This is a genomic window from Mesorhizobium sp. (assembly GCF_017306585.1).
Lineage (GTDB): Bacteria > Pseudomonadota > Alphaproteobacteria > Rhizobiales > Rhizobiaceae > Mesorhizobium.
Genome location: NZ_JAFKIC010000120.1, coordinates 31,415 through 57,562, shown reverse-complemented (window position 1 = coordinate 57,562; position 26,148 = coordinate 31,415). Strand labels below are relative to the sequence as shown.

Here is a 26,148-nt window from a genome sequence, read left to right as displayed (position 1 = left end):
AAAAGCGGCTCAAATGATCGGGGATTGGACCGGGGGGCTCTGAAGTTGGACGGCAGGGCTCTTGCCTGCTTCTGTTCGCTTCCGAAGCGCGAAGGCCGTGATAGGCTATGGTCGGTCAAACAGATTTTTGGCAATGCAGAAGATCGTTTTTTCGTCCGACAGCCTCCCTTCCCATCTGAGCGACAAGGATCGGTTTCGCCTCTGGCGAGACATGTGGATGGAACAGCTCGGCGCGGCGGAGATCAGGCATGCCGAAGACAAGCGTTTCGCCACGGCGACCGAAATGCGCTTCCTGGGCGACCTTCGCGTCGGCCTTTTCGAGACCACGACCGAATACTATGTGCGCACGCGACGGCATGTCGCCAACGATCGCGACGACATCTTCGTGGGATTTTATCGGAGTCCCAAGCCGCAGGTCTGGTCGGTCGCCGATCGAGAAATGTCGCTGCAGCGCGGCGACGGCATTGCCTACAATGTCGCCCAACCCTGCCGCAGTTTCACCGACGGCGTTACCTCCTGGGTATTGGCGTCGATCCCTCGCGCGTCATTGCTCAAGATGGTTCCGCGTGCCGACGACCGCCCGGTAACGCGGCTCGATCCGGGCAACTCCGCCGTGCGACATCTGGAACGCACGATCGACTTCCTGCTCCAGTCCGAGGAACTGGACGCCGATCCGGCGCTCTCACGGCAGGCGGGAGTAGCGCTGGCCGACCTGATCGTGCTCGCGTTGGGGGCTGAAGGCGATTCCGCGCAAATCGCGACCGCCCGCGGGCTGCGCGCGGCGCGGCTACGCGAGGCCGTGGCCGTGATAGAAGCATGTTTCGCCGACCCGGCCCTGTCGACGGACATGGTGGCGCGCAGGATTGGCTTGTCGCGCCGCTACCTGAACACGCTTCTTCTCGAAAGCGGCCGCACCTTTGCCGAGCGCGTCCTGGAACTCCGGCTGCTCAAGGCATGCGCCATGCTGTCGGACATCCGCAACGATGCGACGAAGATAAGCGACATCGCGCTGGCCGCGGGGTTCAACGACGTGTCCTATTTCAATCGCCGTTTCCGGGCGCGTTTCGGCGAATCGCCCACGCAACATCGCGGCGGATAGTATCGGATGCCGGCCCAGTCTCAGGCGGATGCCTGGTCCGCGGTTCCCGCCATATCATCCAGAATCGGGCAGTCCGGTCGTTCGTCGCCGTGACACGCATGGATCAGCTTCTGCAGCGTCGCACGCATCGATTGCAGTTCGCGCACCTTCTCCTCGATCGCCGTGACATGCGAGGCGGCGATGGCGCGCACGTCGTGGCTGGCGCGGCCGCGATCCCTGTAGAGCGCCATCAGCTGGCGGCAATCCTCGATGGAAAAGCCGAGGTTGCGCGCACGGCGCAGAAAGGCCAGCCGGTGGATGTCGTCGCCGGAGTAATCGCGGTAGCCGTTGGCGGCGCGCGCGGGCGCGATCAGGCCGATCTCTTCGTAGTAACGGATGGTTTTGGCCGGCAGGCCGGACCGATTGGCTGCATCACCAACATTCATGGCTGTTCCTCGATTCCAGGTAACCGTTTGATGTCGCACCCATTGAATTTCCTTCACAATCCGGTGAAGGCTGTTGCCGAAATGCCATAGTGTTACGCTTACCAGCTTCTAAGCCTGCGCATATAGGCATCGTGTGCTTGGCAAGCAAAGCAAATGCCAGCATGAATGATGGCGACAAAGCGGCCGACTCGTGCCGCACTGGTTTTAGGCGGGGCACGGATCACCTCATGCGCATGAAGTCGCTCGCAGTCATTGCCGCACTGGCGCTGTCCACTGCACTCGCCGGTTGCAGCACCATCGGTGGGCAGATCTTCTCCAACGACTATGGCGCGGTGACCGATGCCGGTTACCAACTGCCGCGCATCCCGATCGAAAAGGTGCCGAGGCAGTATCACCGTCAGGAAGTCAATTACGACACCAAGGAAAAGCCGGGCACCATCATCGTCGACACGCAGAACAAGTTCCTCTACTTCGTCGAGGGCGATGGACGCGCCATCCGCTACGGCATCGGCGTCGGCCGCGAGGGCTTCGAGTGGCACGGCACCGCCCATATCGCGCTGAAGCGCGAATGGCCGACCTGGACGCCGCCCCGTGAAATGATCAAGCGCCAGCCCGAACTGGCCAAGTTCGCCAACGGCATGGAGCCGGGCCTGAAGAACCCGCTCGGCGCGCGCGCCATGTACCTGTTCAACAAGGGCGGCGACATGGGCTACCGCCTGCACGGCAGCCCGGAATGGAATTCGATCGGCAAGGCGATGTCGTCGGGCTGTATCCGTCTGATGAACCAGGACATCATCGATCTCTATGATCGCGCCTCGGTCGGCGCCAAGGTCATCGTGATGTAAGGATCATGCCCGTCGCACGGCGACGGGAAGGCAAGTTTCGTACGCGGACCGTCTAGGCAACAACGGACGTCCCAAACAAAAAACCGGGCAATTCGGCCCGGTTTTTTGTTTTTTGCGGATAGGCTCGTCGGCAGCCGGCGAGCGGTGCGAAAATCAGGCGACCTGTTCGACCTGCTGCACCTCGGGCACGAAATGCCGCAGCAGGTTCTGGATGCCGTGCTTCAGCGTCGCCGTCGAGGACGGGCAACCGGCGCAGGCGCCCTTCATATGCAGGAACACGGTGCCGTTCTCGAAGCCGCGGAAGGTGATGTCGCCGCCATCCTGGGCCACCGCCGGACGCACGCGCGTGTCGAGCAGTTCCTTGATGGTGACGACGAGTTCCTCATCGGCCTTGTCGTAGAATTCGCCGGTCTCGCTGGTTTCTGCGGCCGGGCCGGTCCTCGCCATAACAGGCGCGCCCGACATGAAGTGCTCCATGATGGCGCCCAGGATCGCCGGCTTCAGGTGCTGCCAGTCGGGGCCGTCCTTGGTCACGGTGATGAAGTCATAGCCGAAAAAGACGCCGGTGACGCCCGGTATCTCGAACAGCCGGCCGGCCAGCGGCGAGGCGGCCGCGGCGCTTTCGGCATCGCGGAAATCGGCGGTGCCTTCCAGCAGCACTTCCTTGCCGGGCAGGAATTTCAGCGTCGCCGGATTGGGCGTCGATTCGGTCTGGATGAACATGGCCGTCTCCATGCCCTGTTCGGGCAGCTAGTTTGGAATAGTTCTAAATAGGCTCTATCGGCTGGACATTCAAGCGAAACGCGTCGCCCGAACGGCTGGCTGGCGGAATGTTTTTGCTGGCTGGGGAATCAATCCCGGGCGGGCGTCAGGCGAGGCTCTCGATCTCTTCGTCCGACAGATTCTGCGGCACGACGGTGACCGGAATGGGGAAGGCGGCGCCCTTGCCGGCGACCGCGCCGACCAGCGGCCCCGGTCCCTCCTTGCCGGCGCCGGCGGCGAGCACCAGGATGGCGATATCCTGGTCTTCCTCGATCAGCTTGTGGATCTCTTCGGTCGGCTTGCCCTCGCGCACCACCATTTCCGGTTCGATGCCAAGCTTCTGGCGCACCTTGTTGGCGTAACTGTCCAGTGCGGCGCGCGCCGTTGCGGTCGCCTCCTCGCGCATGATCTTCTCGACGCCGAGCCAGTGCTGGAAATCGTCGGGAGTGATGATGTAGAGCAGCACCAGCGTGCCGCTGGTGCTCTGCGCCCGCTTCGAGGCATAGGCAACGGCGCGCTCGCACTCCGGCGTATCGTCGATGATCGTCAGGAATTTGCGGCGATGACCGGCTTCGCGGCTGAGGCGTTTGGAGACCATGTCTATCTACTCGGTGTCATTTCGGCCGCAATCTGCCACCACGGCGGACCGGCGGCAAGCCGCCGGCCCTTGGGCCAACATGGAGAAGTGTTCCGAGGGTCAGCCCTGCAGCAGCCCGATGATGTCGCGCACTGACTTCATCGTGGTTTCGGCAAGCACGCCGGCGCGTTCGCCGCCATCCCTGAGCACGGCGTCGACATAGGCGCGGTCGCCCTCGATGCGGCGCATTTCGCCGGCGATGGGCGCCAGCTTTTCCACAGCAAGGTCGGCCAGCGCCGGCTTGAACACGGAAAACTGCTGGCCGCCGAACTCTTTCAGCACGTCGGCCTTCGACATTTCGGCCAGACCCGCATAGATGCCGACCAGGTTTTCCGCTTCCGGCCGGCTCTCCAGCCCGTCGACCTCGCCCGGCAAGGCTTCCGGATCGGTCTTGGCCTTGCGGATCTTCTTCGAGATGGTGTCGGCATCGTCCGTCAGGTTGATGCGCGACAGGTCGGAGGGGTCGGATTTCGACATCTTCTTCGACCCGTCGCGCAGGCTCATGATGCGCGCCGCCGGGCCGCCGATCACCGGTTCGGTGATCGGGAAAAAGCCGTTCACGGTCTCCTCGCCGACCTGCATCTCGACGCCGACGCCCAGGGCGGCGATACGGTCGGAGAAGTCGTTGTTGAACTTCTGCGCGATGTCGCGGGTCAGCTCCAGATGCTGCTTCTGGTCCTCGCCCACCGGCACGTGGGTGGCGCGGTAGAGCAGGATGTCGGCGGCCATCAGCGAGGGATAGGCGAGCAGGCCGAGCGAGGCGTTCTCGCGGTCCTTGCCGGCCTTGTCCTTGAACTGCGTCATCTTGTTCATCCAGCCGATGCGCGCGACGCAATTGAAGATCCAGGCGAGTTCGGCGTGTTGCATCACCCGCGACTGGTTGAAGACGATGTGCTTCGTCGGATCGATGCCCGAGGCCAGGAACGCCGCGGTGATCGAGCGTGTCTGATCGGCAAGGTCCTGATGGACGAGCTGGGCGGTCAGCGAATGCAGGTCGACGACGCAGTAGATGCAGTCGGACGTGTCCTGGAGGGCGACGAATTTCTTGATGGCGCCGAGATAGTTGCCGAGATGCAGATTGCCGGTCGGCTGGACGCCGGAGAAGACGAGAGGCTTGAAGGCGGTCATGATGTCCTCATGGCTGGTGGAGGGCCGTATAAGCGTGATTCCGAAAAGTTGCAGACTTTTCGGAGCCAATCACGCGGCTGGAAACCACGCGCGGCGAAAGTCTTTCGACGGCGGCTTATGGACGAAGGCGCGCAAACCGGCAAGAGGTGTCAGCGAACCGGGCGAAGTCTGGCGACGAGCCGCGCGAGCTTGGCCACAATGCCTTGATAGCCCAGCGGCATCAGCTCCATGGTCGCCACGCCGATACCGGTGCGTTGTTCGGCCGGCCTCTGCAGCCGGTTGGGATGAAGCTCCAGGATGGTGTGGTCGTCGTCCCGCAATGTCGTCTCGAACGCCGCTTGCGCGCTCCAGAGATGACCTTTCCGGCGCAGCCTGGACATAGTTGCCATGATGGGCTGGCCGTTCGCGGACAGTTTCAATCCGGTCAGGGCTTCGCGGCAGGGGTGCCAGATTTCCAGACGAATTTGGGCGATGCCGGCATATTTAAAGGGTACGAGCAGCCTGGGGCGCGGATTGCAGCCTATCCAGCGCATCCTGCCGGCTCTGGTTTTCAGGGGACCCCAGTCGAGCGCCTTGGGCGAATCGTCCTGCCTGATCACCACGCGCCGCGTCAGACTGCGCAGTTCCGGGCGTACGAGCCCTCTGTTCTTTGCATTCTGGGTTGCAAGCTGGCCATTTTCATAGCGCTTAAAATCCGGATGACGGACGATCATGAACGTGTCGGCCGCCCTGGCCTTGGCCAGCTCCGAGGTCAGATAATCCTCGTATCCGGTGCGCTCGATGCGTCGGATCATCCGCTGCTGCTCGTCCGAGCTGTGGCTCATGTAACTCAGGTAGCGGTGACCGGCGGCGAATTTGTGCACGGTGATCCGCTGTGTCGAGACGAAATTCATCCCTGACTTTGCCGCGCGCAACAGTAAGTCCGCGTCGACGGGCGGCGCGATCTGCCTTGGATCGCGCCACATGCCGATACGGTTGGTAACATCGCGCCGATGACCGAAACTCGAGGGCGGGAAGAAGTGGGTGAAAGCCGCTGCCTTGTCGCTGAAGATGCCGGTCACCTGCCGGAAATTGCTTGCCCTGGGGCCGTGAAAGATCGCGCCGCTTACGGCGAAATCCACCTGCGAATCCTGCTGGAGAAGGCCTGCAAGCGCCTGAAGATGGTCCGGCGCCCAGATGTCGTCATGCCCGATATAGGCAATGGCGGGCCCGCGCGACAGTTCGATGCCGGCATTGTTGGGAAAGGACTGGCTGCCGCCTCGCTCCGGCAGGTTCAGCCAGCGGATTTGCGGCGATGCGAGCGCTCCCACGATCTCGGCCGTATCGTCGGTGCAGCAATCGCCGATCACCAGCAGTTCGAAGTCCTGGCAGCTCTGCCGCAGCACCGACTGTATCGACGGGAGGATATGCCTGCCGCGATTGTATGTGGCCATGATGACGGAGAACAGCGGCATGCTCAGCCGAATCGATAAGGAATGCCCGGGTGGTCGAAGCGGACGCGCGACTTGTCCGGATTCTCGGGGTCGTACACGTTGGTCGGCATGTTGACGAATGTCGCCGCGGTCTTGCCCCGGTTCTGGACGCCATGAACCACGAATGGTGGAATGGTCAGCAGTATCTTGTTGGCGGCGCCGACGTCGAGAATGTCGAGCTTGCGGTATGTCGGGCTATCCTCGCGCAGATCGTAGAGGACAACCCTGATATCGCCGTTGGTATAGGCCAGCCGGTCGAATTGCCGCTTGTGATAGACCCAGGCCCTGATCGACCCTGGCTCGGCCGACACGAGATAGACATGCGGCGGCGCAGCCACAGGCTCCCGCAGCGCCGACATCAGAACGGTCAGGTCGCCACGCTTGTCGGCGTGTGTGGCCAGACGTTGCATCCGCACCCCGGCAATCAGGTTCTGCGCCGGGACATCCTCCAGTAGCGGAACGTCATCCCGCCATGGCTCGTCGTCGACGAAATCCGCAAGCGATAAATCCGCCATCCCAATTCCCCCTTTGGCCCCGGAGCTGGAGCCGATACCCAAGACGCATTATGCGCCATTCTCTTGGTTTAACGCGACATCAAATGGAAGAGTGTTTCACTTTTCCTCGATCCGCCGGCCGTCCACTTGTCCGGGTCTATCCGTTCAGAGTGCCCGGACCTGGCCCATCAGGCGAGCCTGGCTGCACCGGAGGCGCCTTGGCGTTACCCCGCTTCACATTGCGCCGGATCATGCCGAAATCGGCGCCGCCGGTCGCGAAGGCGGTGACGAAATAGAGCAGCGCGCCGCCGGCCACCAGCGCCAGCAGCGTCGTTGCCTTGACGAAAAGCGGCGAGCCGGGGCCGAGCCTGATGGCCAGCCAGTGCTCGGCGAAATACAGCGCCACGCCCATCACCGCCGCCGACAGGATCAGGCGCGGAATCCGTTTCAGCAGCGGCACGTCGCGGCCCCAATGGCCGCGCCGGATCAGCACGGCAAGCAGCATCAGCGCGTTGACCCAGCCGGCAACGGCCGAGGCGACGGCAATGCCAGGCGCTCCCATGGAGGGAAACAGCGTCAGCGCGGTGATCACATTCACCGCCACCGAAATGGCGGCGAAGATCATCGGCGTGCGCGTATCCTCGCGGGCGAAATAGCCCGGGGTGAAGGCCTTGATCAGCACGAAGGCGGGCAGGCCGAGGCCGAAAATCGCCAGGATCGCCGCCACTGTCGGGGTCGAATGGTTGGCCGCGAAAGCGCCGCGCTCATAGACCAGACGCACGATCGGCTCAGACATCACCCACAGCGCCACCGCCGCCGGCAGGGTCATGAACAGAGTGAATTCGACAGAGCGGTTCTGCAGATTCGCCGCCTCGATCAAATTGCCCGACTTCAGCGCCCGCGACAGTTCCGGCAACAGCACGATCGCCACCGCGACGCCGACCACGCCGAGCGGCAGCTGGTAGACACGGTCGGCATAGGCAAGCGAGGACACCGCGCTGTTCTGCGCCGAGGCGATCGCCGTGCCGATCAGCTGGTTGATCTGGGTGATGCCGCCGGTGATCGCCGCCGGCAACGCCAGGATCAGCAGGCGCTTGACGTTAGGTGTCATGTGCGGGCGGCGGAAGCCGATCGAAATGCCCGCATTGCGCACCGCCACCCAGACAATGGCAAGCTGCACGATGCCAGCCGCCAGCACCCCCCAGGACAGGGCGAAGCCGACATCATGCGCGTCGAGGCCATGATACCAGGCGTAGCCGAGCACGCTGATCAGGATGATGTTGAGAAAGGCGGGTGCGATCGCGGCGGCGAAATAGCGGCGCAGCGAATTCAGCATGCCCGCCATCATGGCGGCGAGCGACATGCAGATGAGATACGGGAACATGATCGTCGCGAGCTGGACGGTCGTCTCGAACTTGCCTGGCGTCTCTGCGAAGCCCGGCGCCACCAGGTAGCGCACGATCAGCGGCATCGCCAGTTCCATGGCGATCGTCAACACCAGCAGCGCGGAGAACAGCACGCCGAACACTTCCTCCGAAAAGCGCTTGGCGCCGTCGGTGCCGTGCGTCTCGATCTCCTTGGCGAACAACGGCACAAAGGCGGCGTTGAAGGCGCCCTCGGCGAACAGCCGGCGGAAGGTGTTGGGAAACTGGAAGGCGGCGTTGAAGGCGTCGGCGACAGGCCCGGTGCCGAGCGCCGCGGCCATCAGCATCTCGCGGCCGAAGCCGAGCGCGCGGCTCATCAGCGTGCCGGAAGCGACGGTGGCGAATTTTTTGACGAGGCTCATGCGTTCGACGACTGCCTGTGGGATAGGGGAATGGTCTCGCTCACTCGGCGGCCGCCTTGGCCTTGCCGCCGCGTTCGTGCGCGGCGCCTTCGAGTGTCGCTATCAGGCGGTTGCGGATAGCGGCGATACGGGCCGGGCTGTCGATCTTCTGGCCGGTCAGATCGGTGACGTAGAAGGTGTCGATGACCTTTTCGCCAAAGGTGGTGATGTGCGCCGAGGCAATGTCGAGCGACAGGTCGGACAGCGTGCCGGTGATCTCGGACAGCAGGCCCGGGCGGTCCAGCCCCTCCACCTCGATGACGGAAAACCGGTTCGACAGCGTGTTGCGGATTTCGGCGCGCGGCGGAATCTTGAAGACCTTGGAGCCACGCTTGGGCTTGGTCCGCTTCTCGATCATCTCGGGCAGCCAGCTCTTGCCCGACAGCACATCCTCGATCAGCCGGCCCACCCGCTCGGCGCGCCGCCTTTCGTCCTCGTCGCGGTCGAATTCCCGTGAGATCAGGATCGTGTCCAGCGCCCGGCCGTCGGACGTGGTGAAGATCTGCGCATCGACGATGTTGCCGCCGGCCGCCGCACAGGCACCCGCGATCACCGACAGGAGGCGGGGATGGTCCTGCGCCAGCACGGTGATTTCGGTCACGGCCTCGAACTGGTGCGTCTTGACCATGGTGGCGAGCTTCTTGCCGGCCGCGTCCGCCTCATGGACGAATCCGGCGTGGCGAAGCTGGTCCGGCAGGTCGACGGTCAGCAGGTAATTCTCATAGTGCAGCCCGACATAGCGTTTGCGCTGCTTGTCGGGCCAGTCGGCGAGCGCCTCGGCCAGATGTTCGCGCGCGGCGGCCGTGCGCTCCGCGCGCGAGACCTCCGAGAAGCCGCCGGTGAGGAGCAGTTCGGTTTCGTAGTAGAGCGTGCGCAGCAACTGGCCCTTCCAGCCGTTCCAGACGCCCGGACCGACGCCCCTGATGTCGCACACCGTGAGGATCAGCAGCAGCTTCAGCCGCTCGACCGACTGCACGATCGAGGCGAAATCCTCGATGGTCTTGCGGTCGTTGAGGTCGCGCGTCTGCGCCGTCATCGACATGACCAGATGGTTCTCGACCAGCCAGGCTACCGTTTCGGTGTCGGCTGCCGAGAGCCCCATATGCGGGCAGATACGCCGCGCGATCCTGGCGCCGGCCTCGGAATGGTCTTCCGGCCGGCCCTTGGCGATGTCGTGCAGAAGCACGGCGACATAGAGCGCCTCGCGGCTCTTCTTCAGGCCCGGCATCAACGAGTGCGACAGCGGATGGATCTTCTCGCCGTCGCCGCGCTCGATCTCGGCCAGCACGCCGATGCAGCGGATCAGGTGCTCGTCCACCGTATAGTGGTGGTACATCGAGAACTGCATCATGGCGACGATCTTGCCGAAATCGGGGATCAGCCTGCCGAGCAGCCCGGCCTCGTTCATGCGACGCAGATTGAGCTCGGCGTTGCGGTCCGAGGTCAGGATGTCGAGGAACAGCCGGTTGGCCTCCTCGTCGCGCCGCAGCGATTTGTTGACCAGGCCGAGCGACCGCGTCAGCAGCTTCAGTGCGTCGGGATGGAATTCCAGCCCGTGCTTGTCGGCGAACCAGAACAGCCGGAGCAGATTGACCGGGTCGCGCTCGAAAACGCCGTCATCGGCGATGTTGATGCGGTGGTTGTCGACGATGAAGTCGGACGTGCCGGCGAGCTTGCGCTTGCGCCGCTGGAAGGTGAGGAAGATGCGGTTGAAGCCCGGCACGTGCTTGGCCTGCTCCTCCTCGAGCGCGGCGCAGAAGATGCGTGTGAGGTCGCCGACATCCTTGGCGACCAGGAAGTAGTGCTTCATGAAGCGCTCGACCGCCGACAGGCCTGGATGGCTGGTATAACCCAGCCGTTCGGTGATCTCGCGCTGGATATCGAAATGCAGCCGCTCCTCGGCCTTGCCGGTCAGGAAATGCATATGGCAGCGCACCGCCCAGAGGAAATCCTCGGCCTTCTGGAATTCGCGGTATTCGGCCTCGGTGAAGACGCCTTTTTCCACCAGCTCCTCGCCGGTGCGTACGCGGTAGAAATATTTGCCGATCCAGAACAGCGTCTGGAGGTCGCGCAGGCCGCCCTTGCCGTCCTTGACATTGGGCTCGACCAGATAGCGGCTTTCACCGGCCTTGGCGTGCCGCTCGTCGCGTTCGGCGAGCTTGGCCTGGACATATTCCGGCCCTGTCGTGCGCACCACCTCGTGGTCGAAGCGCAGCATCAATTCGTCATAGAGCTTGCTCTCGCCCCACAGGAAGCGAGCCTCGAGGATCGAGGTGCGGATGGTGATGTCGGTGCGCGACAACCTGAGGCACTCATCGATGTTGCGGGTGGCGTGGCCGACCTTCAGCCCCATGTCCCACAGCATGTAGAGCATGTACTCGACGATCTGTTCGCCCCAGGGCGTCTGCTTGTAGGGCAGCAGGAACAACAGATCGATATCGGATCCCGGCGCCAGCGTGCCGCGACCATAGCCGCCGACGGCAACGACCGCCATGCGTTCCGCCGCCGAGGGGTTCTTCACCCTGTAGACATGCGTCGCGGCGAAATCATAGAGCGCCCGGATCAGTTCATCCATGAGATGCGACAGCCGTTCGGCGCAGGCATTGCCGCCACCGTCCTGCCTCAGCATGGCTTCGGCGATCTTGCGGCCTTCGGCGAGCCGGGCCTTGAGAAGCTGCAGCACGCCGGCGCGGGCGGCCGGTCCGGAACCGTCGCCCGCCGTTGCGACCGTCAGCGCGCTCATCTGGCGGCGCAAGGCTTCGCCGTCGATCAGTTCATCAAGCTTCAGGGAGATTCGTGCCATCAGTGCCGGTTGGCCTCGCCTTTTCGGCGGCGTCTATAGCTTGTTTTTTCGGCTGTGGGTATGGGGCGGCGAAAGCCCGCTTTGGGCTGGCTAGTCCTTGGCATCGGGTCGATCGAAGGGAATGGCCATCTTTTGCCGCTGCAGGCAGAAATAGGCAACGCGCTGAACGACCCGCGCGAATTCTGCCTTGACGCGCCCTGCGGCCGTCTTTCTGGGTTTTTGCACGACCTCGACAGCGGCCCATTGGGCGTCCCGGGGCTGCTTGAGCAGGCTTGGCAATCCGAACGCCTTGTCGCCAAGCAAATGATCCTGGATGCAGAGCGCTGGAACCATCTGATAGACCGTCTTGCGGGGCGGCGGCTGGTAGATCGGGTTGAACACGAGATCGTCCACCGCGACGCTGATCTCCCTGGTCGCGTCGATGAGGTTGCGCGCCGCCCGTTTCGAAACGATGTACCCTCCGGTTCCGACGTGTTCTGCGTAGAGCCGGAACAAGGAAAAATGCGCCCCGGCAGGGATGCGTTTTCGTCCGACTAACGGATTCCAGAAGAAGGTTTCCAGCTTGATGATATCGGCATCGGCCGGGATCCAGTCGGCATTGCCGATCAATGCGCTGGCCTTGCTGGAAAAGACAATATCGTCTTCGAAAATGGCACCAAAGGGAGCGTCGCCCTGCGCTATGATTGTCCAGCAGGCCCTGTGGCTGAGCAGGCAGGCGATCTCGCCTGAGGTAAGGCGCAGCCGTTTTTCATACCGGACATGCTGAGGCAGATGATCGAGTTCGGGCCGATCCTGGGCGTCGATCGCCTGAACCCGTTCGAAGGCGACGCCGATGAGCGCGAACTGCGCCGTAACATGGGCGAGCCGTTCGGCAGACCGATCGAGATTGATAACCAGGCACCTCATGTTCGACCGGGTCAGGGAATTGAGTTTACCGCGAAGCCTTGAGAAGAACACCCCGGCCATGCCGCCGCCATCCTGCCGCGGCATGGCGACGGATATCTTGCGGCCTTCGGCGAGGCGGGCCTTGAGAAGCCGCTGCGAGCCGGCGCGGGCGGCCGCCCGGAGCCGTCGCTTGCGGTTACAGTGTCAGCGCGCCCATATCGGGGGCGCAACGCTTCGCCGTCGATCAGTTCAACGAGCTTCAGGGAGACTTTCGCCATAGGTCCCGGTCGGCGCTGCCTTCTGGGCAACGTCTATAGCGCGTTTTCGCGGCGCTGGGTATGGGGCCTGCCGGCGTCGAGAATGGTGCCGAAAAGTGCTGAGCGGCTTTCTCGGACAAAGGGTTTTCGTTTGCTCTATCTCTTTGATTGAGAGCGGACTCAGGTTTCAGGTCGACTCGACTTGAAATCGGCCGGCTCCAGCCGATGGTTCAACCCGATCGAGGGGGACTATGATCTGTCGCCGTAGCCTGCAGAAGTCGGCGGCCCACCTCATGGTACGCCGAGCTTCCCTTGCGATCCTGACAATTGCAGGGCTCCTGTATTTGGTCATAAGCCCGCTCGCCATCCGCGCCGCGTCCCGCTCCCGGTCAAGCAGGCTCGGCAGCCTTTCGCCGACGAACTGGTCCTGCGCGCACAAGGCAGGCATCAGCTGGTAGGTCGCTCTTCCCGCGGAAAAGACAGGATTGAATATGAGGTCATCGACGGCGATGTTGAGGCCTTCTGTCGCCGCGAGGAAATCGCACGCCATTCGCCGCGAAAGGAGATAGCCGCCAGCCCCAGGATGGCCCTTGTGCAGCCTTGTCGTGGAAAAGCCATGCCCGGCGGAGGCTTTTCTTCTTTGCACCACGGTTCTGGAAAAGAAGGTCTCCAGCTTCACGACGTCGGCGTCGGCGGGCACCCACTCCATGTCGGCAAGCAACACTCCAGCCCTGGCGGAGAAGACCATGTCGTCCTCGAATACGGCGCCGTATGGCGCGTCGCCCCGCGCGATGATCTTCCAGCACTCACGATGGCTATGCAGGCAGGCGATCTCGCTTCCCGAAAGCGGCCGGTTGGCGTGGATGGCGTGTTGCGGTTGTAGGACCAGATCCGGATGGTCCATGGCATCGACCCCCGCAACCCGCTCAAACCCGATGCCGATCCGGGTGAACTCGGCCGTCATATGTTGAAGCCGCTCGGGAGACCGATCGAGATTGATAAGCAGGTACTTCATTTCTCAAGACATATTCAGTGTGGTGGACTGGTTTGTCCGTCAGGCCGTCCAGTTAGCCTTCAGCCTCGATCGCGCCAAGCGGGACGACAATTTGCCGTCGGAACCTGCAGAAATCCGCAACCCAGCGCGCTGTCCGCGAGGTCTCCCTGCCGATCCTCGCCATGGCCGGTTTCCTGCGTTTGACCGCAAGTCCGCTTGCAAGCCAAGCGGCATCCCGTTCCGGCGCAAGCAGGCTGGGCAGCCTCGCGCCTATGAACTGTTCCTGCGCGCAAAGGGCGGGAACAAGCTGGTATATCGTTTTGCTGGTCGACGTCTCGAACGCCGGATCAAAAATGAGATTGTCCACCGCTACGTTGATCTCTGTGGTCGCCAGCAGGAGCTCGCGGGCTGTCTGTCTGGATAGCAAATATCCTCCGGCCCCTATATGATTCTTGCGGAGCCGGAACATCGAAAAGCCGTGGCCGATGGGAAACCGCTCGCGCTGGATCACAGTGGTATGGAAGAACGTCTCCAGCTTGACGATGTCGGCATCGGCCGGAACCCAACTCGTATCGGCGAGCAACGCTCCGGCTTTCGCGGAAAACACGATGTCGTCCTCGAAGACGGCGCCATGAGGGGCCTCGCCCTGGGCAATGATGGTCCAGCAGGCGCGATGGCTGTGCAGGCAGGCGATCTCACTGCCCGATAAAGGCTGTACGGCGTACCTTGGATGCTGGCGTTGCTGCGTGAGTCCTGGATGTTGCCTTGCATCGACCGCCACGACCCGCTCGAAAGGGATGCCGATGCGGGCAAACTCGGCGGTCATGTGGGCGAGCCGGTCCGGAGAGCGATCGAGATTGATAACCAGGCATTTCATTTTGGCACGAAAGTCTTTACTCGCGGATATATAGAAGCCGCTAACGCAGGTTTTGGTATGTTTTTGGTGGCCGTCTCTGGGTGGGTCTTGCAGAAATCAGGATTGAAGAATTAAAACGGTCTATAGATTAGATATTACTTGAATATTACACGGTGCGATAGACGAAAAATTTGTATACAGAGTTCCTCTTTCGCCCCGGGTGGATCGAGGCCCGTCAAGCGTGACGACAGGCACTTCATAGCCGATGCATTTCCCACCGGGAGCGGGGTGTTCTCTACCATGTCGGACAACCGGGGTTGCGAACTATTTCTGGGAGAACTTTAGCTGCCATGACATGGGCAAGCCGGGGTCAGTCCCTCGGCGCCGGCGGATCGAGAGGGATGATCGCCCGTCGGCGAAATTTGCAGAAATCGGCGACCCATTCCAGGATTCGCCCGGTCTCGGTCCTGAGCCTTTCACCCACCGGCCGGCGGCGTTTCGTCGCCAGTCCGCTGGAAGCCCATTTGGTCTCACGCTCCTGGTCGAGCAGACTTGGCAATCCCGCTGCCATGGAGTCGACGAACTGACCCTGTGCGCACAGGGCGGGGGCAAGCTGGTATATCGTTCTGCTGGAGAGGTTCGAGAACGCCGGATTGAAGACCAGATCATCGGCTGTGAAATTCATCTTCTCTGTAGCGTCGAGAAGATCGCGAGCGGCTTGTCTGGAGATGATGTAGCCTCCGGTTCCCGGATGGAACTTGAAGAGCCTGAACGTGGAGAAACCATGACCGGCTGGAATCCCTGTCCGATGAATCGTGGTCTTCCTGAAGTACGTTTCCAGTTTGACGATGTCGGCGTCGGCAGGAATCCAGCCGCTGCCGGAAAGCAAGTGGCCGGCATTCGCCGAGAAGACCACGTCGTCCTCGAAGACAGCGCCGTGGGGGGCGTCGCCCCGGCTGATGATCGACCAGCAGGCGCGATGACTGTGCAAACAGGCGATTTCGCTGCTCGACAACTGACGCGCTCCGTACATCGGGTGCTGAGGCTGCTGTTCGAGTTCGGGATGGCTGTACCCATCGACAGCCACGACGCGCTCGAAGGCGGTGCCGATGCGGTTGAACTCGGCCGTCATATGGACAAGCCGATCAGGGGACCGATCGAGATTTATGACCAGGCACTTCATTGTCGACCGGAATCTAACGGGGTGAATGTAAGGCGGCGAATGACATCGGCAGCCCGGCTTTTAACACCGCCCGCACGCTTGTGCAGGGGGACTGGGGCGATTTTCGCAGTGCTTGAAACAGGAAAAGCAAAACAGCCCTTGACCTTCCAGTTACTGGAAGCACTACCTCGGAGCCGAAGCAGTCACATTAAGGCATTTTGAAATGGCGCATTCAGACCACGACCACCACTCCCATGGCGCGCATGGCAGCTGTTGTGCGCCGAAAGGCGCGACGGCGGAGGCGGTCTCGCGCGACCCTGTCTGCGGCATGACCGTTGATCCGGCCGCGGGCAAGCCGACATCGGAGCATGGCGGCGCGCTCTATCACTTCTGTAGCGAGCGCTGCCGCTCGAAGTTCCAGGCCGAGCCGGAGAACTATCTGACGGCCACCGATCCTGTTTGCGGCATGAGCGTCGACCGCGCCACGGCCAAGCACTTTGTCCGCCATGAAGGCCAGGGCTTCTATTTCTGCTCCGCCGGCTGCAAGGCGAAGTTCGAGGCCGCACCGCAGAACTATCTTGGCGACAGGCCGGAGCCGGCGCCGATGCCCAAGGGCACGCAATACACCTGCCCGATGCATCCCGAGGTGATCAGGGACAAGCCCGGCTCGTGCCCGATCTGCGGCATGGCGCTGGAGCCGATGGGCGTGCCGTCTGGCGACGAGGGGCCAAATCCCGAACTGGTCGATTTCACCAGGCGGTTCTGGGTGAGTGCCGTCCTGTCTGTGCCGCTGCTGGTCATTGCCATGGCGCCGATGGTCGGCCTGAGCTTTGAAACGCTGATCAGCAACCGGGCCAAAACCTGGCTGGAACTCGTTCTGGCGAGCCCGGTGGTGTTGTGGGCCGCCCTGCCGTTCTTCCATCGCGGCTGGAGCTCGATCCTGAATCGCAGTCCCAACATGTGGACGCTGATCTCGCTGGGTGTCGGCGCGGCCTATCTCTACAGCATTGTCGCGACGCTGTTTCCCGACATCTTCCCGCACCAGTTCCGCGTCCATGGCGGCGGGGTGCCGGTCTATTTCGAGGCCGCAGCCGTCATTGTCGCCCTGGTTTTCCTTGGCCAGGTGCTGGAGTTGCGCGCCCGCGAAAAGACCGGATCGGCGATCCGCGCCTTGCTTGATCTCGCGCCGAAGACCGCGCGCCGCATCGCGCAGGACGGCAGTGAAAGCGACGTGCCGCTCGACAGCGTCAAGGCCGGCGAACGCCTGCGCATCCGGCCGGGCGAAGCCGTGCCTGTCGACGGCATCGTGCTGGAGGGGCGTTCCTCAATCGACGAATCGATGATCACGGGCGAGCCGCTTCCGGTCGAGAAAGCCGAGGGCGATGCGCTCACCGGCGGCACGCTCAACAAGAACGGCTCGCTGATCATGCGCGCCGAGCGCGTTGGCGCCGAGACCACACTGTCGCGCATCGTCGAGCTCGTCGCCAAGGCACAGCGCTCGCGTGCCCCGATCCAAGGTCTGGCCGACCGTGTTTCCTTCTACTTTGTCCCCGCCGTCGTGCTTGTCGCCATCGCGGCTTTCTTCGCTTGGGCGGCCTTCGGTCCCGAGCCCAGCCTGATCTTCGCCATCGTCTCGGCGGTATCGGTGCTGATCATTGCCTGCCCCTGTGCGCTCGGCCTCGCCACGCCGATGTCGATCATGACCGCCACCGGGCGCGGCGCGCATGCCGGCGTGCTGATCAAGGAGGCGGCCGCGCTCGAACGCTTCGCTTCCGTCGACACGCTGATCATCGACAAGACCGGCACATTGACCGAGGGCCGGCCGAAACTGACCGATGTTATCGCCGCCAGCGGCTTTTCCGAAGGCGAATTGCTGGCGCTAGCGGCGGGCCTGGAGAAGGGCTCGGAGCACCCGCTGGCCGAGGCAATCGTCGAAGGCGCTGTTCAGCGCGGCATGGCCGTCGCCGAAGCTGTCGGCTTCGAGGCGGTCACCGGCAAGGGCGTCTCCGGCACGGTCTCGGGCAACAAGGTCGCGCTCGGCAATGCTGCGATGATGCACGATCTCGGCGTCGACATTTCCCCGATTCTCGCGAACGCGCAGGCGCTGCAGGGTGATGGCAAGACGGCAATGTTCGTCGCTGTCGGCGGCAGGCTGGCCGGCATCCTCGCGGTCGCCGATCCGGTCAAGGCGACCACCGCCGAGGCGATCAAGGCGCTGCATGGCGGCGGCTTGAGGATCATCATGGCGACCGGCGACAATGAGCGCACGGCCCGGGCGATTGCCGGGAAGCTCGGCATTGACGAGGTTCGCGCCGGCCTGCTGCCGGAACAGAAGGCGGCTCTGGTCGAAGAATTGCGCGGCAAGGGCAAGGGCGTCGCCATGGCCGGCGACGGCGTCAACGACGCGCCGGCCCTGGCCGCCGCCGATGTCGGCATCGCCATGGGCACCGGGGCCGATGTGGCGGTCGAAAGCGCGGGCATCACGCTGGTCAAGGGCGATCTCAACGGCATCGTGCGGGCACGCACGCTGGCCCGGGCGACCATCCGCAATATCAGGCAGAACCTGTTCTTCGCCTTCCTCTACAACGTGCTTGGCGTGCCGGTCGCGGCCGGCGTCCTCTATCCGCTCACCGGCACGCTTCTGTCGCCGATGCTGGCAGCAGCGGCCATGAGCCTGTCCTCGGTCTCGGTCATAGCAAACGCATTGCGGCTGCGGACGTTGAAACTCTGATCCAAACCCCCAAATACGAAACCCAGACAACAGGAGATCATGAATGACCTTGGCTAAGAAACTCGTGCTTTTGCTGATGGCGGCCGGAATGCTGCTCGCCGTCTTCCTCGAAAGCGTTCCGGCGCAGAGCGAGGAGATGAAACACGACATGGCCGGCATGGCGACGGATGCCACCAGCCCTTCGACCGAAGGCTACAAGGCAGCGATGGACAAGATGCATGGCGACATGATGATCGACTATACCGGCAATGCCGATGTCGATTTCGTGCGCGGTATGATTCCGCACCACCAGGGCGCCATCGACATGGCCAAGGTCGAGCTCGCCAACGGCAAGGATCCCGAAATCCGCAAGCTCGCCGAAGGCGTCATCGCCGCGCAGGAAGCCGAGATCAAGCAGATGCAGGATTGGCTCGCCGCCCATCCGGCGAAATAGCCTCGCATCGCAAAGCGGCCGCGGCGAGAACGCCTCTGGATTTCCCGCCCGGCCTGTGATGCGATCCTGCTCCAACGGGAGCCAGCCATGCCATCGATCATGAGAACCACCACGCTGCCCTGCGGCGAAACCATACCGGTTCTCGGCCAGGGCACGTGGAAGATGGGCGAGGATTCGCGCCGCCGCGTCCAGGAGGTCAACGCGCTCAGGCTTGGTCTCGATCTCGGCATGACGCTGATCGATACCGCCGAAATGTATGCCAGCGGCGGTGCCGAGGAGGTCGTGGCCGAGGCTATTGCCGGCCGTCGCGCCGAAGTCTTCCTGGTCTCGAAAGTGCTGCCGTCGAACGCTTCGCGCGCGGGCGTGCAACGCGCCTGCGAAAGCAGTCTCAAGCGCCTCGCGACCGACTGCATCGATCTCTATCTCCTGCATTGGCCGGGCAGCGTGCCCCTGGGTGAGACGGTCGATGCCTTCGAGGCCTTGAAGAAGGCCGGCAAGATCCGCCACTGGGGCGTCAGCAATTTCGACACCGACGACATGGAGGAACTGGTTGGTCTGCCTGAGGGCGCCAATGTCCAGACCAACCAGGTGCTCTACAATCTCGTGCGGCGCGGGCTCGAATTCGATCTGGCGCCCTGGAGCCGGAAGCGTGGCATTCCGCTGATGGCCTATTCGCCGGTGGAACAGGGCGCGCTGGCGAATAATGGCAGGCTTGAAGCCATAGCTGCCCGACACGATGCGACCGCGGCACAGATCGCCCTGGCCTGGGTGATGCGGCAGGAGGGCGTCATCGCCATCCCCAAGGCCAGCAGCCAGGAGCATGTGCGCGAGAATTTTGCCGCGCTCGACATCGGACTTACCGGCGAAGACATCGCCGATCTCGACCGTGCCTTCCCGCCGCCCACCCGCAAGCGTGGGCTGGAGATGATCTGAACGGGCCTCGGGCTCGTCAGAAATGGACCAGGGCCAGGGCGATGTTCTTCAAGGTCGGATAGATCACGGTGAGCGCACCGATCGCCAGCAGCAGGGCAACCGCCATGCGATAGATCGGGCGCCGGTACTGCCGCAGATTGAGGTCGGCGTGATAGAGGCTTTTGGCGCTGTCGTCCCAGGAATCGCCCGATTTCAGCTTCTTGGCCATATCGATCTGCTGGCGCAGGAACATCATCGCTCCCTCGGGCGGATTGAGATATACGGCGCCTTGCATCGACTGAAGCAGGTTGGTCGCAAGCAACAGCCGGGACTGGAAGAAATTCCAGTCGGCAAGGCCGCCCATGCGGCCGACGATCTCGTCGATTTCGCCGGCTCTCCGGAACTCGATCGGCGCCAGAAGAGCGAAAGACAGGTAACCGGCCAGGAAGACGAAGCCGCCCCAGAAGACGAAGCGGGCCGAATCCATGTCCATGCCGGCTTCCTCGAGCTTTGGCGCGGCGTTGGCGAGCACGAAGGCGGCAAGCGAAAGGGCCGTCAACGCTTTCGACAGGAATGAATTGCGTACTCGCCCGAGCGAGGTCCAGGAAATCCAGCCATTGATCGTCTGCCAGTCCATGACGACAGGCTCGCTAAGCTGCTCTTGGGATCTGCCGGCCCGTCGCCGCGGCCAGCGTCTCGATGACCTCGGACAGGCTTTGTTGCCGCCATTCGGCGCTGAAACGCTCATCGCCCCGTTCGATCACCAGCCGTTCTAGCCAGTTCCGGTCGTCGGCGGTTTCATCCGGCGCGAAGCCGCGAATAGCCAGCGCCATGCGCGCGAGCACCGCGCCCTTCACGCCGACGACCCGGCCGGACAGGCTCGAAATCCTGTCCTGATTGCGAAACAGGTTGATCATGGCCGTGGAGAATTCGTCCTGGTCGCAGCCCGCCATGCAGGGACCGTAGGGGTCGACGAAAACCGCGTATCCCGATCCCGGGCAGTCGATGCTGCAATCGGGATGCCCCGGACTTGAAATGGTTGCCATGGCAATCCCCCGCAGGACGTTGCACCGCAGGGCAGGAGCTTAGACCAGATGCGCATCCAGGCAAAGCCGGGAGTAACGGCAACCACGGGCTGTTCGGCAGCCGGGCACGGCCTAGCTTTTGCCGGCCATTCCCTTCAGTCGGTAAAGCGCCTCCAGCGCTTCCCTTGGCGTCATTTCGTCGGGATTGATCTCGCCGAGCGCCGCGCCCAGCGCGTCGCTCTTCACCGGCTTTGGCGCTTCGCGCTTCACGGCGACCGAAAACAGTGGCAGGTCGTCGACCAGCCGGTTGGTCTTGCCGGAAACCTCGCCTTCCTCCAGCTGGTGCAGCACCGCCTTGGCCCGGTCGACCACCGCTTCCGGCAGGCCGGCGAGCCGCGCCACCTGGACGCCGTAGGAACGGTCGGCCGCGCCCTTGCCGACCTCGTGCAGGAAGACGACGTCGCCTTCCCATTCCTTGACCCGCATGGTGACGTTGTGAAGCCGCGCCAGCTTGCCGGCGAGCGAGGTCATCTCGTGGAAATGCGTGGCGAAGATCGCCCGGCAGCGGTTCTTCTCGTGCAGATATTCCACCGCCGCCCAGGCGATCGACAGGCCGTCGAAGGTGGCGGTGCCGCGGCCGATCTCGTCGAGGATGACGAGTGCCCGCTCGCCAGCCTGGTTGAGGATCGCCGCCGTCTCGACCATCTCGACCATGAAGGTCGAGCGGCCGCGCGCCAGGTCGTCGGAGGCGCCGACGCGCGAGAACAGGCGATCGACCACACCGATATGGGCTGATGCCGCCGGCACGAAGGAACCGGTCTGGGCCAGAATGGCGATCAGCGCGTTCTGGCGCAGGAATGTCGACTTACCGCCCATGTTGGGGCCGGTCAGCAGCCAGATCGCGCCGTTCCTGGCGCCGCCTTCCGGCGACAGGTCGCAATCATTGGCGACGAACGGCCCTTCGCCCGAACGGCGCAGCGCCTGCTCCACGACAGGATGCCTGCCGCCCGATATCTCGAAGGCCAGGCTGGCATCCACGACAGGCCGGCACCAGGCCTCGCTCTCCGAAAGCAGCGCAAGTGCCGCCGACACGTCGATTACGGCCAGCGCGTCGGCGCCGGCGCGGATCGCCCCGGCCTCGCCGACCGCTTCCGCCGTCAGCGTGTCGAAGGCCGCCAGTTCGATGCTGAGCGCCCGGTCTGCCGCATTGGCGATCTTGGTCTCCAGTCCGGCAAGCTCCGTCGTGGTGAACCGCATGGCGTTAGCCATGGTCTGGCGGTGGATGAAGCGCGCCTTGGCGCCGTCGCTGCCGGTCATGACAGCGTGATGGTTGGCGGTCACCTCGATATAGTAGCCGAGCACGTTGTTGTGCCGGATCTTCAGCGAGCGGATGCCGGTCTCCTCGATCAGCGAGCGCTCCAGCCCGGCGATCACCTTGCGCGATTCGTCGCGCAGCGCCCGCATCTCGTCGAGTTCCGGATGGTAACCGCCACGCACGAAGCCGCCGTCGCGTTTCAGCAGCGGCAGTTCCTCGCCCAGCGCCTGCGCCAGGTGTCCGGCAAGTGCCTCGGGCAAAGCCTTGATGGCGGCCAACGCAGCCGTAAGCTCCTGGGGCAGGGTGGCCACGGCAAAGATATCGGCGATCGCGCCCGCCGCCTCGAAGCCGGCGCGCAGCGCGCCGAGATCGCGCGGGCCGCCGCGATTGAGCGCCAGCCTGGACAGCGCGCGCGGCATGTCGGCGACGCTCTTCAGGCTTGTGCGCACCGCCTGGCAGAGCCGGGTTTCCGAGCGGAAGAACGACACCGAGTCCAGGCGTGCGCAGATCGCGGCCGGGTCGGTCAGCGGCGCCATCAGGCGGTCGGCGAGCAGCCTTGCGCCGCCGCCGGTCACCGTGCGGTCGATCGCCTTGAACAGAGAGCCTTCGCGGCTGCCGGACAGCGTGCGCAGCAGTTCCAGATTACCGCGCGTCGCCGGATCGATGAACAGCGTCGAGCCCTGCTCCTCGCGCTCGGGGCGTGACAAAGGCGGCCGCTCGGCCTTCTGCGTCTTCTCGACATAGGCGATGGCGCCTGAGATCGCCGACAGTTCGGCGCGCGAAAAAGTGCCGAAACTGTCGGGGGTCGCGACATCGAAGAAGCGCGCGATGCGTCCCGTGGCCGAGGCCGAATCGAACAGGCTCGGCGGCTGCGGGTTGGCGACGCGGCCAAGCACGTCGAACACAGGCTTCAACTCGGGATCGTAAAACACAGGTTCGGCCAGGATCAGCTCGCGCGGATCGACGCGGAAGATGTCGGCGAGCAGCCGGTCGGCGGTAGTCTCGGCGACGCGGAAAGCGCCGGTGGAGATGTCGATCCAGGCCAGAGCAAAGGCGTGCTCGCTGCCGCCCTTCACCCGCCCCAGCGCCATCAGAAAGCTCGATTCCGAGGGCGCCAGCAATTTGTCCTCGGTGATGGTGCCGGGCGTGACCAGCCGCACCACGTCACGGCGCACCACCGATTTCGAGCCGCGTTTCTTGGCCTCGGCCGGATCCTCGATCTGCTCGCAGACGGCAACGCGGAACCCCTGGCCGATCAGCTTCTGCAGATAATCATCCGCCGCATGCACCGGCACGCCGCACATGGGAATGTCGTGGCCCTGATGCTTGCCGCGCTTGGTCAGCACGATGCCCAGCGCCCGGCTCGCTTTCTCTGCGTCGTCGAAGAACAGTTCGTAGAAATCGCCCATGCGGTAGAACAGCAGCGAATCCGGGTTCGCCGCCTTGATCTCGATGAACTGCTCCATCATCGGCGTCACACCCGCCGTGCCGGGCTGCGGCGGCGTGATCACCTCGGGGGCGTCGGGTTCGCTGGGGCTGTGCATGTTCATGGCGCGGCACGCTAGCAGATGTGGCGGCCGGGTTTAATGCCGGCGCCTCGAAAAGCAGGGGACGACGGCCTGCAAGTGGCACCCAAGATTCGGCAGCGTGACTGCGCGCAGCGACCTTCGACACGCCCCGTTCGCGTTGAAGCAGCTTTGCCGAGCTTGGCGGTTTACAGCGCGCCGCGCGTAGTCTTAATTCGAAGCCTGCAAGGCACCCGCTCCCAAGGAGGTGCCGCAATGGCGAGGAAATCAAAAGCATCATGGCAAGAAAAACCGAAAACAGCGGTCCGTCGGTCAGCGCGCAGGAAGCGCTCGAATTCCACGCCATGGGCCGCCCCGGCAAGCTCGAGATCGTCGCCACCAAGCCGATGACGACGCAGCGCGATTTGAGCCTCGCCTATTCGCCTGGCGTCGCCGTTCCCGTGCGCGCCATCGCTGAGGACCCAAGCCGCGCCTTCGACTACACGACGCGCGGCAATATGGTCGCCGTCATTTCCAACGGCACCGCCATCCTCGGCCTCGGCAATCTCGGCGCGCTGGCGTCGAAGCCGGTCATGGAAGGCAAGTCGGTGCTGTTCAAGCGCTTCGCCGATGTCGATTCCATCGACCTGGAAGTCGACACGGAGGACGCCGACGAGTTCATCAATTGCGTGCGCTTCCTCGGCCCCTCGTTCGGCGGCATCAATCTGGAGGACATCAAGGCGCCGGAATGCTTCATCATCGAGCAGCGCCTGCGCGAATTGATGGACATCCCCGTCTTCCACGACGACCAGCACGGCACTGCCATCATCTCCGCCGCCGGCCTGATCAACGCGCTGGAGATCACCGGCCGCGACATGAAGACCACCAAGCTGGTCTGCAACGGCGCCGGCGCGGCCGGCATCGCCTGCATCGAGCTGATGAAGGCGATGGGCTTCGCGCCGGAAAACATCATCCTGTGCGATACGAAGGGCGTGGTCTTCCAGGGCCGCACCGAAGGCATGAACCAGTGGAAGTCGGCGCATGCGGTGAAAACCGACACGCGTTCGCTGGCCGAGGCGCTCGATGGCGCCGATGTCTTCCTCGGCCTGTCGGCCAAGGGCGCGCTGACGACGGCCATGGTGCAGTCCATGGCCAAGAACCCGATCATCTTCGCTATGGCCAATCCCGATCCGGAGATCACGCCTGAGGAAGTGGCCGAGATCCGCACCGACGCCATCATGGCGACGGGCCGGTCGGACTATCCGAACCAGGTCAACAACGTGCTCGGTTTTCCCTACATCTTCCGCGGCGCGCTGGATGTCAGGGCCACCACCATCAATGACGACATGAAGATCGCAGCTGCCCGCGCGCTCGCCGAACTGGCGCGCCAGGACGTGCCTGACGACGTCGCCGCCGCCTATCAGGGCAACCGGCCGAAATTCGGTCCCAACTACATCATCCCGGTGCCGTTCGATCCGCGCCTGATCTCGGCCATTCCACTCGCCGTGGCCAAGGCGGCGATGGAGTCGGGCGTCGCGCGCAAGCCGATCCTCGACCTCGACCGCTACGCGCAGGAACTGTCCGCCCGCCGCGACCCGATCGCCTCGACGCTGCAGCGCATCTATGACCGCGTGCGCCGCCAGCCCAAGCGCATCGTCTTCGCCGAGGGCGAGGAGGAGCAGGTGATGCGCGCCGCCGTCTCCTATGTGAACCAGAAGCTCGGCACGGCGATCCTGCTCGGCCGCGACGACGTCATCAAGGAAAATGCCAAGCACGCCGGCATCGATCTGAACAAGCAGGGCATCGAGATCATCAATGCCCGCCTGTCGCGCCGCAACGGCATCTACACCGACTATCTCTACGAGCGCATGCAGCGCAAAGGCTTCCTGTTCCGCGACTGCCAGCGCCTGATCAACAACGACCGCAACCACTTCGCCGCCTGCATGGTGGCGCTGGGCGACGCCGACGGCATCGTCACCGGCGTGACCCGCAACTATTCGACCGCGCTCGACGACATCAGGCGCGTCATCGACGCCAAGCCCGGCCACCGCGTCATCGGCGTTTCGATCGTGCTGGCGCGCGGCAAGACGGTGCTCGTCGCCGACACCGCCGTGCACGACATGCCCAACGCCGAGCAGATCGCCGACATCGCCGAGGAAGCGGCAGGCTTTGCCCGCCGCATGGGCTACGAGCCGAGGCTCGCCATGCTTGCCTATTCCACCTTCGGCCACCCGCAGGGCGAGCGTTCCGAGCGCGTCCAGGAAGCGGTGCGCATCCTCGACAAGCGGCGTGTCGATTTCGAGTATGACGGCGAAATGGCCGCCGATGTCGCGCTCAACGCCCGCGCCATGGCGCAATACCCGTTCATAAGGCTGACCGGCCCGGCCAATGTGCTGATCATGCCGGCCTTCCACTCGGCCTCGATCTCGACCAAGATGCTGCAGGAACTCGGCGGCTCGACAGTCATCGGCCCGCTGCTGGTCGGGCTGAACAAGCCGGTGCAGATCGTGTCGCTGAATGCGAAGGATAGCGACATCGTGAATATGGCGGCGATCGCGGCCTATTCGGCTGGGACTTGAGGGG

21 protein-coding genes are annotated in these 26,148 nt (G+C 63.6%); 6 read left to right on the top strand and 15 right to left on the bottom strand.

Going from position 1 to position 26,148, the window contains the following annotated elements; translation table 11 throughout:
• The first annotated feature begins 133 nt into the window (after nucleotides 1-133).
• Nucleotides 134-1,099 carry a helix-turn-helix domain-containing protein gene (locus J0I79_RS09915; protein WP_292856974.1) on the top strand — a complete coding sequence of 322 codons (966 nt, stop codon included), beginning with the start codon at nucleotides 134-136 and terminating at the stop codon, nucleotides 1,097-1,099.
• Between the two features lie 20 nt (nucleotides 1,100-1,119).
• On the opposite strand, the gene cueR is transcribed toward J0I79_RS09915, so the two are convergent.
• The gene (gene cueR, locus J0I79_RS09910; protein ID WP_292856972.1) at nucleotides 1,120-1,524 is read right to left on the bottom strand and encodes a Cu(I)-responsive transcriptional regulator; all 405 of its coding nucleotides are present in this window, start codon (nucleotides 1,522-1,524) and stop codon (nucleotides 1,120-1,122) included.
• Nucleotides 1,525-1,751: 227 nt separating this feature from the next.
• Here cueR and J0I79_RS09905 point away from each other — a divergent pair, with 227 nt between their 5' ends.
• On the top strand, nucleotides 1,752-2,369 hold the full coding sequence (locus J0I79_RS09905) for a L,D-transpeptidase (RefSeq protein ID WP_292856970.1): 618 nt from the start codon (nucleotides 1,752-1,754) through the stop codon (nucleotides 2,367-2,369).
• A 153-nt stretch (nucleotides 2,370-2,522) separates the two neighbouring features.
• On the opposite strand, the gene J0I79_RS09900 is transcribed toward J0I79_RS09905, so the two are convergent.
• From J0I79_RS09900 to J0I79_RS09850, 11 genes are all read right to left on the bottom strand, one after another.
• Complete coding sequence (locus tag J0I79_RS09900; protein ID WP_292856968.1) at nucleotides 2,523-3,092, bottom strand: NifU family protein; 570 nt, start codon at nucleotides 3,090-3,092, stop codon at nucleotides 2,523-2,525.
• A gap of 145 nt (nucleotides 3,093-3,237) precedes the next feature.
• On the bottom strand, nucleotides 3,238-3,729 hold the full coding sequence (locus tag J0I79_RS09895) for a universal stress protein (RefSeq protein WP_292856966.1): 492 nt from the start codon (nucleotides 3,727-3,729) through the stop codon (nucleotides 3,238-3,240).
• A gap of 99 nt (nucleotides 3,730-3,828) precedes the next feature.
• Entirely contained in the window at nucleotides 3,829-4,896 is a 1,068-nt protein-coding gene (gene trpS, locus J0I79_RS09890; RefSeq protein ID WP_292856964.1) for a tryptophan--tRNA ligase, read from the bottom strand.
• A 149-nt stretch (nucleotides 4,897-5,045) separates the two neighbouring features.
• The gene (locus tag J0I79_RS09885) at nucleotides 5,046-6,350 is read right to left on the bottom strand and encodes a glycosyltransferase family A protein (protein ID WP_292856962.1); all 1,305 of its coding nucleotides are present in this window, start codon (nucleotides 6,348-6,350) and stop codon (nucleotides 5,046-5,048) included.
• Between the two features lie 2 nt (nucleotides 6,351-6,352).
• Nucleotides 6,353-6,883, bottom strand: coding sequence for a dTDP-4-dehydrorhamnose 3,5-epimerase family protein (locus J0I79_RS09880; protein WP_292856960.1), 531 nt, complete (start codon nucleotides 6,881-6,883; stop codon nucleotides 6,353-6,355).
• Nucleotides 6,884-7,019: 136 nt separating this feature from the next.
• On the bottom strand, nucleotides 7,020-8,648 hold the full coding sequence (gene murJ / locus J0I79_RS09875; RefSeq protein WP_292856958.1) for a murein biosynthesis integral membrane protein MurJ: 1,629 nt from the start codon (nucleotides 8,646-8,648) through the stop codon (nucleotides 7,020-7,022).
• A 40-nt stretch (nucleotides 8,649-8,688) separates the two neighbouring features.
• Nucleotides 8,689-11,490: a [protein-PII] uridylyltransferase gene (locus J0I79_RS09870; protein ID WP_292856956.1), complete on the bottom strand. Its 2,802-nt coding sequence runs from the start codon at nucleotides 11,488-11,490 to the stop codon at nucleotides 8,689-8,691.
• 90 nt (nucleotides 11,491-11,580) lie between these two features.
• Complete coding sequence (locus J0I79_RS09865) at nucleotides 11,581-12,480, bottom strand: glycosyltransferase family 25 protein (protein ID WP_292856954.1); 900 nt, start codon at nucleotides 12,478-12,480, stop codon at nucleotides 11,581-11,583.
• Nucleotides 12,481-12,819: 339 nt separating this feature from the next.
• Entirely contained in the window at nucleotides 12,820-13,647 is an 828-nt protein-coding gene (locus J0I79_RS09860; RefSeq protein WP_292856952.1) for a glycosyltransferase family 25 protein, read from the bottom strand.
• Nucleotides 13,648-13,699: 52 nt separating this feature from the next.
• A complete protein-coding gene (locus tag J0I79_RS09855; protein WP_292856950.1) occupies nucleotides 13,700-14,503 on the bottom strand; it encodes a glycosyltransferase family 25 protein in 804 nt (267 codons plus the stop codon).
• 349 nt (nucleotides 14,504-14,852) lie between these two features.
• Entirely contained in the window at nucleotides 14,853-15,665 is an 813-nt protein-coding gene (locus tag J0I79_RS09850) for a glycosyltransferase family 25 protein (protein ID WP_292856948.1), read from the bottom strand.
• A 202-nt stretch (nucleotides 15,666-15,867) separates the two neighbouring features.
• On the opposite strand from J0I79_RS09850, the gene J0I79_RS09845 reads away from it, so the two are divergent.
• The 3 genes from J0I79_RS09845 to J0I79_RS09835 all read left to right on the top strand — a co-directional run bounded on the left by J0I79_RS09845 (nucleotide 15,868) and on the right by J0I79_RS09835 (nucleotide 19,741).
• Complete coding sequence (locus J0I79_RS09845) at nucleotides 15,868-18,375, top strand: heavy metal translocating P-type ATPase (protein ID WP_292856946.1); 2,508 nt, start codon at nucleotides 15,868-15,870, stop codon at nucleotides 18,373-18,375.
• 43 nt (nucleotides 18,376-18,418) lie between these two features.
• Complete coding sequence (locus J0I79_RS09840) at nucleotides 18,419-18,808, top strand: DUF305 domain-containing protein (protein WP_292856944.1); 390 nt, start codon at nucleotides 18,419-18,421, stop codon at nucleotides 18,806-18,808.
• Between the two features lie 87 nt (nucleotides 18,809-18,895).
• Nucleotides 18,896-19,741 (top strand): aldo/keto reductase, encoded by an 846-nt coding sequence (locus tag J0I79_RS09835; RefSeq protein ID WP_292856942.1) that lies wholly within the window; start codon nucleotides 18,896-18,898, stop codon nucleotides 19,739-19,741.
• Nucleotides 19,742-19,757: 16 nt separating this feature from the next.
• Here J0I79_RS09835 and J0I79_RS09830 read toward each other — a convergent pair whose 3' ends face one another.
• The 3 genes from J0I79_RS09830 to mutS form a co-directional block, all read right to left on the bottom strand.
• Nucleotides 19,758-20,357: a hypothetical protein gene (locus J0I79_RS09830; protein WP_292856940.1), complete on the bottom strand. Its 600-nt coding sequence runs from the start codon at nucleotides 20,355-20,357 to the stop codon at nucleotides 19,758-19,760.
• A 13-nt stretch (nucleotides 20,358-20,370) separates the two neighbouring features.
• A complete protein-coding gene (locus tag J0I79_RS09825; RefSeq protein ID WP_292856938.1) occupies nucleotides 20,371-20,673 on the bottom strand; it encodes a hypothetical protein in 303 nt (100 codons plus the stop codon).
• A 204-nt stretch (nucleotides 20,674-20,877) separates the two neighbouring features.
• Complete coding sequence (mutS, locus tag J0I79_RS09820; protein WP_366014133.1) at nucleotides 20,878-23,610, bottom strand: DNA mismatch repair protein MutS; 2,733 nt, start codon at nucleotides 23,608-23,610, stop codon at nucleotides 20,878-20,880.
• A gap of 254 nt (nucleotides 23,611-23,864) precedes the next feature.
• Here mutS and J0I79_RS09815 point away from each other — a divergent pair, with 254 nt between their 5' ends.
• A complete protein-coding gene (locus J0I79_RS09815; RefSeq protein WP_292856936.1) occupies nucleotides 23,865-26,144 on the top strand; it encodes an NADP-dependent malic enzyme in 2,280 nt (759 codons plus the stop codon).
• The last annotated feature ends 4 nt before the right edge of the window (nucleotides 26,145-26,148 follow it).

Bases quoted from the DNA above. Each gene is read 5' to 3' on its own strand.
- J0I79_RS09915 (WP_292856974.1), top strand. From the start codon at position 134: ATGCAGAAGATCGTTTTTTCGTCCGACAGCCTCCCTTCCCATCTGAGC.
- cueR (WP_292856972.1), bottom strand. From the start codon at position 1,524: ATGAATGTTGGTGATGCAGCCAATCGGTCCGGCCTGCCGGCCAAAACC.
- J0I79_RS09905 (WP_292856970.1), top strand. From the start codon at position 1,752: ATGCGCATGAAGTCGCTCGCAGTCATTGCCGCACTGGCGCTGTCCACT.
- J0I79_RS09900 (WP_292856968.1), bottom strand. From the start codon at position 3,092: ATGTTCATCCAGACCGAATCGACGCCCAATCCGGCGACGCTGAAATTC.
- J0I79_RS09895 (WP_292856966.1), bottom strand. From the start codon at position 3,729: ATGGTCTCCAAACGCCTCAGCCGCGAAGCCGGTCATCGCCGCAAATTC.
- trpS (WP_292856964.1), bottom strand. From the start codon at position 4,896: ATGACCGCCTTCAAGCCTCTCGTCTTCTCCGGCGTCCAGCCGACCGGC.
- J0I79_RS09885 (WP_292856962.1), bottom strand. From the start codon at position 6,350: ATGCCGCTGTTCTCCGTCATCATGGCCACATACAATCGCGGCAGGCAT.
- J0I79_RS09880 (WP_292856960.1), bottom strand. From the start codon at position 6,883: ATGGCGGATTTATCGCTTGCGGATTTCGTCGACGACGAGCCATGGCGG.
- murJ (WP_292856958.1), bottom strand. From the start codon at position 8,648: ATGAGCCTCGTCAAAAAATTCGCCACCGTCGCTTCCGGCACGCTGATG.
- J0I79_RS09870 (WP_292856956.1), bottom strand. From the start codon at position 11,490: ATGGCACGAATCTCCCTGAAGCTTGATGAACTGATCGACGGCGAAGCC.
- J0I79_RS09865 (WP_292856954.1), bottom strand. From the start codon at position 12,480: ATGCCGCGGCAGGATGGCGGCGGCATGGCCGGGGTGTTCTTCTCAAGG.
- J0I79_RS09860 (WP_292856952.1), bottom strand. From the start codon at position 13,647: ATGAAGTACCTGCTTATCAATCTCGATCGGTCTCCCGAGCGGCTTCAA.
- J0I79_RS09855 (WP_292856950.1), bottom strand. From the start codon at position 14,503: ATGAAATGCCTGGTTATCAATCTCGATCGCTCTCCGGACCGGCTCGCC.
- J0I79_RS09850 (WP_292856948.1), bottom strand. From the start codon at position 15,665: ATGAAGTGCCTGGTCATAAATCTCGATCGGTCCCCTGATCGGCTTGTC.
- J0I79_RS09845 (WP_292856946.1), top strand. From the start codon at position 15,868: ATGGCGCATTCAGACCACGACCACCACTCCCATGGCGCGCATGGCAGC.
- J0I79_RS09840 (WP_292856944.1), top strand. From the start codon at position 18,419: ATGACCTTGGCTAAGAAACTCGTGCTTTTGCTGATGGCGGCCGGAATG.
- J0I79_RS09835 (WP_292856942.1), top strand. From the start codon at position 18,896: ATGCCATCGATCATGAGAACCACCACGCTGCCCTGCGGCGAAACCATA.
- J0I79_RS09830 (WP_292856940.1), bottom strand. From the start codon at position 20,357: ATGGACTGGCAGACGATCAATGGCTGGATTTCCTGGACCTCGCTCGGG.
- J0I79_RS09825 (WP_292856938.1), bottom strand. From the start codon at position 20,673: ATGGCGGGCTGCGACCAGGACGAATTCTCCACGGCCATGATCAACCTG.
- mutS (WP_366014133.1), bottom strand. From the start codon at position 23,610: ATGAACATGCACAGCCCCAGCGAACCCGACGCCCCCGAGGTGATCACG.
- J0I79_RS09815 (WP_292856936.1), top strand. From the start codon at position 23,865: ATGGCAAGAAAAACCGAAAACAGCGGTCCGTCGGTCAGCGCGCAGGAA.